Source organism: Collinsella intestinalis (assembly GCF_902364775.2).
Taxonomy (GTDB): Bacteria; Actinomycetota; Coriobacteriia; order Coriobacteriales; family Coriobacteriaceae; genus Collinsella.
Window position 1 is genome coordinate 1,217,038 of the sequence record NZ_CABJEU020000001.1, and the last position, 15,118, is coordinate 1,232,155.

The window sequence follows — 15,118 nt, forward strand, 5'->3', positions numbered from 1 at the left end:
CATACGGAAAGGAGGAGAAGCGATTTTAGTTCAGGGAGAAGAAGCCCGCGCGCCCGTAAGCGCCGGCGTCACCGTCTTGCGACCCAAGCCCGAACGCCTCGGGCCCAAGCCCCTCGGAGGCCATCCGCCCCAGCGCCTCCCGGACGGACTGCTCGGCATCCTTGAGCTGCTCGCCCATGCGCTCGAGCCCTTCCTCGCCCATGAGCTCGCGTCGTTGTTCCGGCGTGATGCCGAGCAGGTCGGCCAGCATGTCCATGATCTCGCCCCGGGCACGTTCGGCGCGAGCGGCACCGCGCTTCTCGAGGCGATGGAACTCCGCATCCGCCAAATCTGCCGCACGAAGCCGCTCCTGCCCATGCCTGCCCATGTCCGACCAGCCGAGCATCGACGGCCAGGCGCGCTCCACAAATGAGCGGGACGACACGATCGGGCACGACGGCAGAAGGCGCCGCGACGCCTCTCCCGACCGGACGATCATCAGGATGAGGGCCGCCGACTCCGGATCGCTTGCGAACAGCGGCAGATCGTCCAGAACGGCATTGCGGTCGACATGCGCCTCGAGCGCACCGTCGATCTGAGAGGGGTCGAGCGTGAGCAGCGAAGACAGCGCTCGATCGGCGATATCGCCGTCGGCGCCAAGCTGACACACCGCATCCCGCAGGACGGTGGCCATATCGCCAGCGACGGCGTTGAGACCGAGCAGCTCCTCGGGAAGGACCGCTGAAGTGCGATTCCGCGCGCGGGCAAGCCACTCCAACGACGTCAGGTACACATCGCCGAAGGGCGCGAGCGTCGCCACATTCGCGCGCGCGCCGACCCGCGGGCGCAACGCGTAATCGGTCTTGGTGAGGGCGCTGAGTGGCATCGCATGCTCGATTTGGGCGACATCCTCCATCATCAGAGCGTCGACGCGCGCCTGTGAGCTTGGGACGGAGATGCCGGGGTTGCCGGGCTCATCGCCATCCAACAACGGGCGAATATCGGGGGCGACGCGCTCGACCATGCGAATATGAAGATGAGAGGCCACCTCCCTCGCAAGGCGGGAGCGCAAGGCATGGAACTCCTGGGCGGTACCATCGGGTGCCCCATCATGCTCGACATGTAGCGCGATGACGGACCGAGACCCCAGGGCATCGACGGCCAGACATGCAAGCAGGCTACTCGCCAGGCCACCGTCCAAGGCGACGAGCACGCGCCCGGCGCACTGCGCTGCGACCGAATCCCGCAGATGCAAGCGCAGGCCGTTCCACATCCAGGTGCCGCGATCGAAGCGCGGGATCTTGCGATCCTCAACCGCCTCGCAGGGCACCCCGCGCACCACATCCTGTACCAGCAGGGACTCCTCGAAACACGGTGCAAGGGCCACGACACGTCCCCCGTCGTCCAGCACATAGGAACCACCCGTATAGACTGCATCGTCATAACCGCCGATGGGGGCCATGCACGCCATCCAAATCCCGGCACGCGCGACCCGCTCCGTCATCTGACCCGCAGGAAGCGAGGCGGCCGCCGCAGAATCGCAATCCGTCACATCCAGACCGTTGACGGGGAAATGCAGCAGCAGGTCGCAACCACCGGGAAGGGACGCAAGATCGCGTTGGGCGTCGAACGTCACCGCGATGCGTGTGCCCGCGATGTCGAACACCGGCGGTGACCACGGTGAGACGGGAACGCCCTCCTGATGCCGGATCATGGTCAGACGCAGCGGCACCACACGTCCGCGACGCAGCAAAAACGCCTCGAACAGCTGGCCAACCTCCAAGGAGAGCACGGCGGGGACGATGCACGCCACACCGGCCGCATCGCAGACCGCCGCGAGCCGATCGAGGGCCCTCAGCAGGTCATGTTCATAGTTCGGGTAGTCGACCAGTGCCCCCGGCGTGACACCGCACATCAGGGGCGCGGGTACGCACAAAAGGTCGGCCCCGGCATCTTGTGCCAGGTACACCTGCTGCTCGACTCGAGAGCAGATGCCGTCGAAATCTCCAAGGCGGGCGCCGATCTGGGCCAGGGCGATTCTCATCGGTGGGGTCAACCTTTCTTGCTCACATTGCACCATGCGACAGCCGTCACGTCGGGAGATGATGCAAATAACGGGTGGCGAGGAGCCGTTACGCCCCTCGCCACCCGCGTAGATACGTTCGCACCACAAGGCACGGGCCACACGGCCCTTGGCGGAATCTTAGAACTCCGCCTTCCACAGGCCATGGAGGTTGCAGTAGGCGTAGACGATGCCGGTCTTGACGCCGCCCGCGAAGAACGTGGTCGGGGCCTGGCCGGGCTTAAGGTAATGGATCTCCAGGCGGCCGGCGGCCTCGAGGGCGATCCACTCGATGTAGTGCGCGTCCTCCATGGGATGCTCGACCTCGCCCACGGTAACGTTCAGGACGTGGCCCTCGCGCTGGAGCTCGACGACGGGAACGTGCTTCTCGACGGCGGCGTCGACGGAGTTGGCGGCAACCTCGGTGTAGCCGGCCGGGGCGAACATGTCGGCGTCGACAGCGGCGAGGAACTTGCCCGTCTCGTCATTCTTGAAAAACGTAGCCATATGTATCAATCCTTTCAGACTTCGCTGCAGATGCAACTATTTCCTAGTATGCCCGAATGGACGCGCGTCTTGCACGAGACGCGCGCCCACGGCGCACATTCCCCGACCTCGGGCCGGCGAGGCTAGATCACCGTCACGCGACCCTTATTGCCCACAATGCCCTTGACCTCGGCGATCAATGGAATCGAGCGGGCGTTGACGCGTGTGGGGATCTCGGCACGCATGGTCTGACCATCCGCCTGCTCGATGAACAGCTCCACGCGGTCACCACCGGGGTTGGTGTTCAGGACCGTCGCCAAACGCGCCATGTTGGACTGAGAGAAGCGCGAGCTCGGGACCATAATCTCGAAGACCTTGGGGCGATTGCTCTCCTCGCTCAGCACGAGCGGCTCGATTTCCTGGGCGATGATCTGGTCGCCGCGGTCGGAACGCTCGAGCTTGCCCTTGACACGGATGAAGGCATCGGAGAGCTGCGCGCCCGTCTCGGGGTCGACCTCGCCGTACAGGTAGCCCTCGCACTGCTTGTACGTCTTGGGGAACACGACGACCGTCGCCTCGCCTTCCATGTCCTCGAGCTGCACGATGGCCATGGGGTCGCCGTTCTTGGTGACGCGCTTGCCGACGCCCGAAACCATGCCGGCCCACCAATAGGGCTTGCCCTCGGGAATCTCCTGGTTCACCGCGTTACCGGTGGGACCCATGGTCTCGAAGCCGGTGTCGATCTGGGACAGCGTGAACTCACGGGCCTTGGCGAGTGCGTACTCATACGGGCGCAGGGGGTGATCGGAGACGTAGATGCCCAGCACCTCCTTCTCGAAGGAGAGCTTCATATGTCGATCCCACTCCTGCCCGTCGGGCTCGGGGACGATGACCTCGAAACCGGAGCCCTCGACATCGCCGAACACGTCGAAGAGCGACGTCTGGCCGGCGGCGCGGTCCTTTTGGCGCTTCACCGCGGCATCGATGATGTTCTCGGGATTGTCGCGATCGACGAAGTGCATAAGCTGACGACGCGGATAACCCGTCGAGTCGAAGGCCCCGCCCTTGATGAGCGCCTCGATGACGCGACGGTTGGCCTGGCTCGAATCCACACGCTCGACGAAGTCGTGCAGGTTCTTGAACGGGCCGCCCTTCTCGCGCTCCTCGATGATCGCCTGGGTAACGCCCTCGCCCACGCCGCGGATGCCGGCCAGGCCGAAACGCACGCCCTCCGGGGTCGCCGTGAACTCGGTGCCGGACTCGTTGATATCCGGGGGCAGGACGGCGATGCCGTCGTGACGGCAAGCGGAGACGTAGTGCACGATCTTGTCGGTCTTGCCCGTGTAGGAGGTAAGCACGGCCGCCATGTACTCGTTGGGATAATGGGCCTTGAGCCAGGCGGTCTGCATGACCAGGATCGCATAGCCGGCGGAGTGGGACTTGTTGAACGCGTAGGATGCGAACTCGAGAACGTCGTCCCAGATCTTCTGGGCGACCGAGCGCTTATAGCCGTTCTTCTCCGCTCCGTTCATCCAGTGGTCGTAGATCGTCTCATCCTCGCCGTCAGACCACTTGAAGACCTGGTCGGTGAGCATCTTGATCTTCTTCTTGGCCACGGGCTTGCGGATGCGCGAGTCCGACTCGCCCTTGGAGAAGCCGCACATCTCGACCGAGATGAGCATAACCTGCTCCTGGTAGACCATGGTGCCGTAGGTCTCGCCCAGGATGCCGTCGAGGCGCGGGTCGTAGGAGACCGCGGGCTCCTTGCCATTCATGCGGTTGATGTAGCTCGTGACCATGCCGGCGCCCAAGGGGCCCGGGCGGTAGAGAGCGATCAGAGCGACGACGTGCTTGTACTCGGTGGGCTTCATGTTCTTGATCGTGGCCGTCATGCCGGCGGACTCGACCTGGAACACGCCGGCGGTACGGCCGGAGCTCATGAGCTCGAAGATCTTGGGGTCGTCGAAGGGGATGGCATCGACGTCGATATCGATGCCGAAGCTCTTCTTGATGTTGGCCTTGGCCTTGGAGATGACCGTGAGGGTGCGCAGGCCCAGGAAGTCCATCTTGAGCAGGCCCATGTCGGCGACCGTGTGGCCTTCGTACTGGGTGATCTCGACGCCGCCCTTGGTATCGAGCTTGGTGGGCACATGTTCGTTGACCGCATCGCGGCAGATCAGAACGGCGCAGGCGTGCACGCCCTCGCCACGCGTGAGGCCCTCGATGGACAGCGCCGTGTCGATGATGCGGCGGGCATCCTCGTCCTTTTGATATGCCTCGACGAAATCGGGGTTGTACAGGTCCTCCTTGCCCGGCTGCTTCTCGAGCACCTGCTTGAGCTTCACGCCCGGGTCGGCGGAGACCATCTTGGACAGGCGCTGGCCCATGTAGACGGGATAGTCCAACACGCGGGCAGCGTCGTTGATGGCCTGCTTGGCCTTGATGGTGGAGTAGGTGATGACGTGGGTGACCTTCTCGGGGCCATAGAGCTGTCGAACATGCTCGATGACCTCGAGGCGCCGCTCATCGTCGAAGTCCATATCGATATCGGGCATCTCGGTACGTTCGGGAGAGAGGAACCTCTCGAACATGAGGCCGTTCGATAGCGGGTCGAAGGTGGTGATGTCCATGGCGTAGGCGACCAGGGCGCCCGCAGCCGAACCACGGCCCGGACCGACGCCGATGCCGTTTTGCTTGGCCCAGCGGACGTACTCGGCGACGATGAGGAAGTACGCGGCGAAGCCCTTGTCGCAGATGACCTTGTACTCGAACTCGAAGCGCTCGCGGATGTCGACGCCGCCGATCTCGCGCCCGTCCCAATCGTCGCCGTAGCGCTTGGCGAGGCCCTCCTCGCACTCGCGACGGAACTGGCTCTCATGGGTCTCGCCCGGGTCGAGCAGGGGGTAGTTCGGCAGGATGATGCTGTCCCAGTCGAGCTCGACGTTGCACTTCTCGGCGATCTCGAGGGTGTTGTCGCAGGCCTCGGGGCAATACGGGAACAGGGCCCGCATCTCCTCCTCGGTCTTCATGTAGAACTCCGAACCCTCCATGCGAATGCGGTTCGGGTCGTCGATCTTCGAGTTCGTGCCGATGCACATGACGACGTCCTGGACCGGCGCGTCCTCGCGCGTGAGGTAGTGGAAGTCGTTGGTTGCGATGACCTTGACACCCACCTGCTCGGCAATTTGAATGAGGGTACGGGAAAGCTCCTCGTCGGTGATGCCGGAGTCGGTCGTGATGCCGTGCTCCTGGATCTCGATGTAGAAGTTGCCCGGCTCGAACGTGTCGCGGAAGGTCTCAGCCCACTCGATGGCGGTCGCCATCTCACCGCGGTCGATGCACTTGGGGATGATGCCGGCGATACACGCGGAGCTGGCGATGAGGCCCTCGCGATGACGGCGCAAGTTGTCCAGCGTCACGCGCGGCTTGTAGTAAAAGCCCTGCACGGCGGCCTCGGAGACCGTCTGCATGAGGTTGACGTAGCCCTTCTCGTTTTGGGCGAAGAGCACCATGTGGTAGAGCTCGGGCTTGCGGTCGCGCGCGAGGGTCTCATCGGGGGTGAAATACACCTCGCAGCCGAAGATGGGCTTGATGACCAGCGGCGGCTTGAGCTCGTCGATGTTGCCCTTCTCGTCCCACATCGCGAGGTCCTTCATGTGCTGCTCGTAACCGCGCGGATCGGACTCTTGATCGGGGCACTCGAGCTCATCGCGGCGGCCCTTCTCCAAGAAGGACTTGTCGTGGCTCCAGACCTTGTACTCGGGCGTGCCATGGTTCACGGCGTCGCAGGCCAGGCCGAGCTCGGGAACGCCGTACATGTAGCCGTGGTCGGTGATGGCCACGGCCGGCATGCCCAGCTCGACGGCGCGCGACACCATGTCCTTGATGCGCGTCGCGCCGTCCAACATGGAGTAGACGGTGTGGTTGTGTAGGTGAACGAATGCCATCCGCTATGGCTCCTAACTGATGTGCTGAGAATACGCAATCCCGTGCCGGCTCAAACCTCAATTTGGGGACAGTCCCTAAATTGAGGTTTGAGATGTACGTCGGGACGGGGTCCTTTCGAACGGTATCGATTCTAACCGAGTGCGCGGACAGAACGCATGTGCGCCCCCGGCTCGTCGAAGGCACACAGTGTGTTCGGTTGTGCAGAGCCGCGCCCAAGGGAATTGCGCCCAGCCACGAGCGACCGCATGAAGCCGGCTACAGCTCGTACGTGACGACCTGGGGCTGCACGGGATCGGCGGGGTCGGGGACTTCGACGCGGACGAACTTGAGCGTCACCCGCTCGTACCCGGCCTTGTGCAAGACGTCGGCGTAGACGCTCGCCTGAAGGGCGTGCTTCTCCTGCAGCTGCTCGGGCGTCTCGAGCGGGCTCCCACCGGTCTTGTAGTCGATCAGCAGGGCACGACCGGGACGGGCGGGATCGGTGCACAGCAAGTCGATGGCGCCCTCGGCATAAGGCCCGAAGCGCTCCACAAGTCCATCCATGCCGAGGGAGTAGAACGGCACCTCGGCGCGGACGCACGGCCAGGCCAGGGCCTCGGCGCGCACGTCGCTGGAAAGCCAACGCGCAACCGCCTCATCGAAACGCTCGCGCTGGGCGGCCGTGCAGCCCCAGTAGCGACATAGGGCGTCGGCACGCTCGACGGGCAAATCGGCACGGTCGAGCTCGATCAGCCACTGGCAAGCGGCATGGAAGGCGCTGCCGAGCGCCGTCGGGTCTCCCCCGTGCGACGGAACGGCCCGCTCATCGCGCGGCGCCTCGACCCCATCCGACACCGCGGCCTCCCCCGCCGCCTCCGCAATAGGGACCTCCGCAGGCTCGGGATGGTCCTCGGCCTCCTCGTGCAGCTCCGCCGAGACCGACGAGTAGCTGTAGGAATCGCGAAGGCCGCGTTCGGCGGGCACGACGCGCATGTACACGTTCGCGGGCTCCACGAGCGTGAAGGAGTCCATCGGTTCGGGCACGGGGACATCCGCAGCCGGGGCATCCGCAGCCGGGGCATCCGCAACCGGGGCATCCGCGTCGGTGAGCTCGGTATTCGCCTCATATGCGGCGCCGCCATACGAGAAGTCCCTAAGGGCGATCAGCTCGAAATCGCCCGCTTGGGCGTTGTCGAACACGAGGCGATCGCACGCGAGGGAGGCGCCGGCGTCGGGCAGGATGCGTTCGAGCACGGTGGGCGTGAGGTCCAGCTCGGGCTTGAGCGTGAGGGCCGACCCCTTACCGCGGCCGACAGGGGCGTCCATCGCGAGCAGGCAGACCTCGCGGGCGCGCGTCATGGCGACGTACAGGAGGCGAGCGCGCTCCTCGAGTGCGAGGCGGTCCTCCTCGTCGCGCATGGACAACCATGCCTCGGCGGCCGACCCGGTCGCGCACACGTCATCGACCAGGCTCGCGTCGAGCCAGGGACCCGTGGCACCCGAGCCGCTCAGGTACTTCTTGAACTGCTTCTCAACCTCGGCGCCCTCTATCAGCGACCCATGCGAGTCGCGACAGCTCGGGAAACGGCCAGGCAGCGCGACGAGGTCGAGCGTGCCGTCGTCGCGGCGCACCGACTGCATGCGCGCGGAATTGGAGCGGATGCCAAAGCACTCGGACACCGCGACCACGGGGAACTCGAGGCCCTTGGACGCATGCACCGTCATGATACGGACCGCATTGCCGCCCTCCTCGTTGAGGGCTCCCGGCGCCTGCTTGCCCGTCAGGAAGCGGTCGTAGGCGAGCGCCACCTGACGCGGTGCATTGCCCAGCTCCGCCTCGGCCTCCGCGACCGCGTCGATGGCCTTGAGGACGTTCGCCGCCTGTGCGCGACCCTCCGCCCCGCGCTCGGCGAGACGGACCATCCAGCCGGACTCGTTGACCACGTCGCGCACGATCGAAGCGAGCGGATCCTTCCCCAGACGCGAGAGGGCGCGGCGCAGGACCGTGCGGGCGCGGACGAGCAGCGGAAGATCGCCGAAGCCCGGGGCGTCGTCATCGAACAGGATGCCGAGCTCGATATTGCGACGGCGAGTCTCGCCGGTCTGCGCATCCCATGCCGTTGCCAGCGCAAGGAATTCCTGGACACCCAGGGCGAACAGCGGAGAGGCGAGCACGGGGGCCAGGCCCTGGGCGGTGTCGGCGAGGTTGCCGAGCATGTGCACGAGCGCGCGGACGGTCTTGGCCTCCTCCGTGGAAGCGAACACCGAACCGCCGCTGATCACGCAGTCGAGGCCCTGTGCGCGGATGGCGTCCGCATAGACGCCTGCGCGGGTCATGCCGCCCAGCAGCAGGACCATGCCGCCTGCGGGTTGACCGGCATCGGCGAGGGCGCGAAACCGCTTGGCGATGGCCTCGGCCTTGGCCGCCGTGCGCTCCTCGGTGGTGCCACCCGCAACAAGCAGGGCCTGACGACGCGAGGCGCCCGCGACCCGCAGGCCGTCTGCGCGCCCATCGTGCGGGAGCAGGTTGAGGAAGCCGGGCATGATACCGCCCTGCGCGTCGTCGAAGACGCGGGCGACGTACTCGAGCACCTCTGCGTGGCTGCGGAAGTTCTTGACGAGCTTGACCACGGACCCCTTGGAACCCGCAGCGGCCCCCTGCTCGATGCGACGCTGGGCGCGGCGGAACACCTCGACTTCGGCGCCGCGGAAGCGATAGATAGACTGCTGGGCATCGCCCACGGTGCACAGCGCGCGACCGCCCTCGCCCGTCAGGAAGTTGATGAGGTCGACCTGTTGCTGGTCGGTGTCTTGGAACTCGTCGATCATGACCATCGCGAATTTGCCCGCATACGCATCGCGGATGCGGGGGTGATCGCGCAATGCCTCATAGGTGAGGCGGAGCAGGTCGTTGTTATCGAGCGCCGAGCGTTCCGCCTTGAGCGCGGCGTACTCGTCGCCGACGGCGCGGGCAAGGCCGAGCAACTCGTCGAGGGCGGAGCCTCCGAGAGCCAGATAGGCGTTGATGAAGGCGTCGGCGGCCTCTGCCTTGAGCAGAGCCACCTGCTCCTTGGGAAACGCCTTGCTCGGACGGGGCATGCCGCAGGCGAGCATGCACGCCGCGAGGTCCCCGCGCGTCTGCGGACCGCTTCCATAGGCTTCGAGGGCATCCAACGCGATGCGCGCGGTCTCGGCTGCCTTGGCGCTCGCGCCGAGACATTGGCGGTAGGCGTCCATGAGGCCCGAGAAATCCACCGAACCGCGGATGAGGTGTATGTCGTCGAAGCCGTGACGCGAGGCGCTCGCGCGCTCGAGCAGGGTGCGCACCAGGCGCTTGGCGCTCGTACCCGCCTCGAAGCCGCTCGGGTCCAACTCACCGGACAGCGCGTACCACTCCTGCAGCTCGCGCAAGCCGCCGCGCTCCCGCGCAATCACGGCATCGACCGCCCGGTCCATAAGCGGGCCGGAGACGGACTCGTCCAAAACGGTGAATTCGGGGTCGATGCCGAGCTCGAGCGCATGGGCGCGCAGGATGCGCGAGCACATACCGTGGATCGTCGAGATCCACGCGTCGTCGACCTGCAGGGCGATGTCGCCCATGCCCTCCTCGATGAGGGCCCCGCGGACGCGCTCGCGAATCTCGGCGGCGGCGTCTTTGGTGAACGTGATGGCCAGCACCTGGTCGAGGTTGTGGATGAAGGGGCCGGACTCGGGCGAGAGCGCCCACAAGATCCTGCGCGTCAGGGTGAAGGTCTTGCCGGAACCGGCACCCGCCGAGACGAAAAGCGGTCGGTCGAGAGTCGTCACAATATCGCGCTGCTGCGGCATGAGGGTGGAAAGGTCCATTGGTTATGCGTCCCTCCGCTCGAATCCAAGATCATGGTTGAATGCGCACCGCGCACCCGGCTTCTCCGCCGCCGAGACGTCGCCCGCCTCGAGGGCGTCCAACTTGCGCGCGATGGTCTGCTCGACTCGATCGAGCAACTCGTCGAAGCCCATGGTGCCTCCGTGCTCGGCGTCGGGGAAGCCCGTCCGCAAGCCCGGCACGCGCCCGTCACCAGACTCGACCTCGACGAACTCCTCCGAAACGGCGCCGCGCATGGCGGGAGCGCCGCCCTTGGTCGAGAAATAGAGGGCACCGCGGGCATCGAGCGCGAGCTCGGAATGGCGCAACGCTTGGGCATAGATGAGCGACTGCGTGTGCTCGGGCAGCCAGTCGGGGTCATCGGCGGGGACGGTGCCGTCACGCTTGGCGACCGTTGGGTCCGCCAGCCTGAAGGCGTTGACATCCATGCGGTGCTTATAGTCGATGACCATCGCGCGGCCCTCCGCGTCGACGTCCACGCGGTCGATGCGCCCACCGAGCGGACGCCCGGCGTACTCGACCCCGAGGCCGTTGAAGGAGTACTCGAGGTATGCGGGCGCGAAGGGCGCCAACGCCCCCGCCTCGTAACGGACCACCGCCTCGAGCTGCGGCAAGATCTCGTCCACCTGCACATGCTCGAGAGCCGAGTGCGCGACGAGCGCAGCGGAGCTCGAGGTCTTGTTGCGCGCGTGCTCCGCACAGACACAATCGAACACATCCCGGAGCTTTTCCAGGCACGCCTCGAGATTCTCAGGCGTGACGCGGGGGACACCCTCCTCGGTAAGCTCGGTGTGCAGGCGATGCATGACGTCGTGGACGAAATTGCCCTTCTCCATATTGCCGAATCCCGCATCAAGCGACTGCGGGCGAACTCGTGAGGACATGAACCAGCACAGAGGGCAGGTCACGTACCCCTCGATCTGGGAGGCAGACAGCTGACGCGGCACGAGGCGCGACGGGTCGTTTGGGTCACGCTGGTAGAGCACCAGGTGGCGGATGGCGTCCTCGCCCAGCTCCTGCGGGGGAAGGCACGCCACGCGCCGACGCTTCAGGCCCATGCCGGCGGCGGTGTCGAGATCGGCCACGATATCGCCCTCGCCCACCGAGGTCACGGTCACGGCACGTCCCGCCGCGCGGACGGCAGCGGTGAGCTCCGTCCACATCGCTGCGGGGTAGCGGTCCTTGGCCTGACGGTCGTGCGTCACACGGGCCAGAACTGCATGGCTACGTGCGGCCGCCAGCGCGCGGTCGAACAGGTCGCGCAGGCGGGCGGCGGGCTCGAGCTCCATAGGCGCGGCTCCGAGCTTGGCGGCGAGGGTCGCAAGTGCGCCCTCCTCATGCGAAAGCGGGAAGTTGTCGACATCCACGTCGGCGACGAAGACAGCGTCCACGGAACCGGCGGGCAGCAAGGCCGCTTCGGCGAGCGTCATGAACCGCACGCAGGGCATATCCGCATCGCCCTCGTAGCCCGTGTGCGCAAAGTCAGTCGACTCCGCGCGGCGGCGGGCGGAGACGGTCAGGCCATCCAACACCGTGACGGCGGCGGATTGCGGGACGTCCAACTCGCGAGCGACATCGGCCAGGGTCTCGATGGCCTTGGCGGCCATGGACACCTCGACTCCGGCGCGGACCGAGCCGTCCCTCCAACCGAATGCGCTGGGGGGCAGGGCGGTGGCGACGGCGCACATGGCCTTGAGGGCCGAGACCGGACGCTCCTGCCACAAATAAGAGACGACGCTCGCGCACACAGCGGGTACCTGCGCATAGGGCTTGGACTGGTCGGAGCGCTGACGCTTGGTCGTCGTTTGGCTCTGATAACTCTGCAACGTGCGCAGGACCGCCTCGGGCGTCAGGGATCGGTTGGATCGGATCTTCTTGTCGAACATCCGGGCGGAATTGGAATCCATGCCGGAAAGCGGCGAGTAAAGCCAATCGGCGAGCTCCGGCGCAGGCCACCACGTCGCCGCGCGCTCGGGGTCCTCCCCCGCCTCCTTCATGCGCGCGACCACATCGGACAGGGCAGCGAACTGACGGCCGACCGCGGTCTGGCCGAACCGGGCGACCAACGCGCACTCCGAGCTGATTCCGCGAGCCGCCAGGCGGGGCGAGACCTCCTCGAACACCTCGGAGGGGCGGGCGGCGGCCACCACCACATCGCGCCCATCCCCCACGAGATCGGCAAGGGCGCGCGCATAGGCGGCGCCGCGGGCATGCGGGCCTGCGACCTCGAGGAACTCGGGGTCCCCCTGGAAGCGCGACGTGGGGCGGCCGTCATCGAGCCCGACCGTCTCGACGGAGGCGTCGAGCTCCGATGCGAGCGAACGCTGGTCGGGATTGAGGAGCAAGGCGACCTCGCCCGCACCGGCGACGGCCCTCAAAAGGCGCATCACGTAGCCGGGCAGACGGGGAACATCGCGCACGGCGACGAAGCGCGCGCACGCAGGGGCACTATCCCCGACAAGGCCCGCCAAGATGGACGCAGCCTCCGAAGCCTCGACGAGGCCGCGCGCGGCAAGCATATCGGCATAAGCGCGCACCAGGCAAAACACCACCCGCTCAGATTCGCCGCCGGGCTCGACCTCCCCCCTCCCCAGCACGGAGGAGGCGGCGATCTCGGGCAGCAGGGCCTCGGCGATCTGGGAGATGAGGCGCGTCGTTCCCGGGTTATCACGCAGCGGGGCGATCTGGCCGGCATCTCGCCGGCCCATGAGAGCCGAGACGAGCATGCGGCGCTCGAGCGGAGACACCACGCGACGGCCATCGCCGAAGAGCTCCCACAACCCCTCGATCCAAGCCCCGGGCGTTGTCACGTCGACGCCCGTGCCGACGCGCGCGTCCGCCAAGGCGCGACGGCACACGTCGCGCTCGGCGAACGAGGGCACCAACAGCGTGGCGCGGCCGCACGCGCGTGCGGCATCCTCGAGCAGCGATATCTCGGCACCCGTGAGTGCCGTCACGGATTGCGTCGTATAGACTTTCAGCCCCATGCTCCCCATCCTCGGTAGAAGTTGCATAGCCCTATCCTACACGCCCGCGCGGACACCATCGCGCTCCGAAGGGCACGCTTCCGCACAATCGCGCCAAGGTGCGGGCGCCCTCCCGACACGCAAGAGAAACCGCCCCCCGCAACCTTATGGCCGCGAGGGGCGGAATCGTCTGACCGTGCTGGCCCGCGCTACTGATCGCCAAACTTGACAAGCACCTTGCGGTAGCCGCCATACTCGCCGTTGAGCGACTTGGAGACGCGGCTCACCGTGGTTGAGGAGGCGCCGGTACGGGCCTGGACCTCGACATAGGGCTCGCCCTCATCCAGATACCGGGCGACCTGCAGACGCTGAGCGAAATCGCAGATCTCACGCGGGGTGCACAGATCGGTCAGGAACGCGCGAATCTCATCGGGACCCTCAACGAGCTGAAACGCCTCGACGAGCTGGTCCACATCGGGACGCTCGAACATCTTCTCGATATTCAACGGAACCACCAACCTTGCCGCATTGGGCACACAACCGCCCTGGCGATGCGCCGAGGGCATCCATAACGTAAAAATGGCAGCGCGCACGCCACCTTGGCACAGTTTATCACAGTAGCGCGCTAAAGCACTCCATGCGGGCGGACGGGGGCGCGCCGTCGGCGAAGGGCGCGTCGGACCCTACCAACGCGGGAGCGTGGGCACCAAAGAGAGCCTGTCGGCAATGCCCGACGTCCAACGCACCTCGTCCGCATCGCCGATGAACACGCCCTCGACGCCGTCGATCCCCTCGACGAACGCCGGACCCTCGTCCATGCCCAACATTAGCGCCGCAGTCGAATAGCCGTCGCAGTCGATCGACGTGGGCGCGATGATGGTCGCACTCGCCACGTCGGTGCGCGCGGGCATGCCGTCCTTGGGACTCAAGATATGGTGGTACGTCCGCCCTCCCCGCGTGAAACGTCGCTCATGCAGGCCGCTCGTCACGACCGACCCGTCCGAGACATCGACGATGGCGCGGTAATGAGCCGGGTCGCGCGGGTTGACGATGCCGATCTTCCAAGGGGCGCCGGCATGCACGGGCGGGCGGGCCGCGTCGTCTCGGGGCCTTCCGCCTCGAACGAGCACATTGCCACCCAGGTTGATGACAAAACGCTCGACGTCGTGATCCAGGAGAATGCCAGCCAGGTCATCGGCGATATAGCCCTTTGCCACACCCCCTAGGTCGAGCACCGTCTCGGGGTCGTCTATCGACAACGTCGGCGCGGCGGCGGTACCGCCGAGGTGGATGTGGGAACACCCCAGGTGCGGCAGCGCGCGTGACAGGGCCAACGGGCTGGGGACCACGCCCTCGTGGAAATCCCACAGGCGCGTCACCGTCCCCATCGTGACGTCGAAGGTCCCGCGGCTGCGGTCGCAGTACCCCAGAGATCGGCGGATGAGGTCGGCCGTCTCGGGCGCGATGCCGACTTCTGCGGGCGCGCAGGAATGGGCGCGACTGATGTCGGACTCGGGCCTCGTGCGCGACAGACGGTGCTCGAAATACAGACAGCGGTCCCTGCATGCGGCGAGGGCGACGTCGAGCCGCCGGCTCACAGCCGGGTCCGAGGCGGATTGCCCATCGGACGCATAGGCATGGAAATGAACCTCGGTGTTGAAGATGAAAAACGAGATGACGCGCGAGGCATCGTCCCCGCGCTCCGCGACGGCCTCCCGGGCGTCGCCGTATTCATAGCGTTGCATGTCGCTCCTCACGCCTGATGGCCCATGCGTGGTATGGGTAGAATGAATAAGGTGGCCGAGCCGGCGCAGGCGCCGATTCGCCCATCAT

General features: G+C 66.2%; 7 protein-coding genes. All 7 read right to left on the minus strand.

What is annotated here, in order from left to right:
- Window positions 1–25: 25 nt before the first annotated feature.
- The 7 genes from FY258_RS05340 to FY258_RS05370 all read right to left on the minus strand — a co-directional run bounded on the left by FY258_RS05340 (window position 26) and on the right by FY258_RS05370 (window position 15,030).
- Window positions 26–2,023 (minus strand): hypothetical protein, encoded by a 1,998-nt coding sequence (locus FY258_RS05340; RefSeq protein ID WP_118103765.1) that lies wholly within the window; start codon window positions 2,021–2,023, stop codon window positions 26–28.
- A gap of 159 nt (window positions 2,024–2,182) precedes the next feature.
- Window positions 2,183–2,548, minus strand: coding sequence for a desulfoferrodoxin family protein (locus FY258_RS05345; RefSeq protein ID WP_006722223.1), 366 nt, complete (start codon window positions 2,546–2,548; stop codon window positions 2,183–2,185).
- A gap of 122 nt (window positions 2,549–2,670) precedes the next feature.
- Entirely contained in the window at window positions 2,671–6,474 is a 3,804-nt protein-coding gene (dnaE, locus tag FY258_RS05350; protein ID WP_118103767.1) for a DNA polymerase III subunit alpha, read from the minus strand.
- Between the two features lie 256 nt (window positions 6,475–6,730).
- Entirely contained in the window at window positions 6,731–10,300 is a 3,570-nt protein-coding gene (locus tag FY258_RS05355) for a UvrD-helicase domain-containing protein (RefSeq protein ID WP_118103769.1), read from the minus strand.
- 3 nt (window positions 10,301–10,303) lie between these two features.
- Window positions 10,304–13,306: a PD-(D/E)XK nuclease family protein gene (locus tag FY258_RS05360; protein WP_259324453.1), complete on the minus strand. Its 3,003-nt coding sequence runs from the start codon at window positions 13,304–13,306 to the stop codon at window positions 10,304–10,306.
- A 188-nt stretch (window positions 13,307–13,494) separates the two neighbouring features.
- Window positions 13,495–13,791 carry a YerC/YecD family TrpR-related protein gene (locus FY258_RS05365; protein WP_039910428.1) on the minus strand — a complete coding sequence of 99 codons (297 nt, stop codon included), beginning with the start codon at window positions 13,789–13,791 and terminating at the stop codon, window positions 13,495–13,497.
- Window positions 13,792–13,968: 177 nt separating this feature from the next.
- Window positions 13,969–15,030, minus strand: coding sequence for an FAD:protein FMN transferase (locus FY258_RS05370; RefSeq protein ID WP_118103774.1), 1,062 nt, complete (start codon window positions 15,028–15,030; stop codon window positions 13,969–13,971).
- Window positions 15,031–15,118 lie beyond the last annotated feature (88 nt).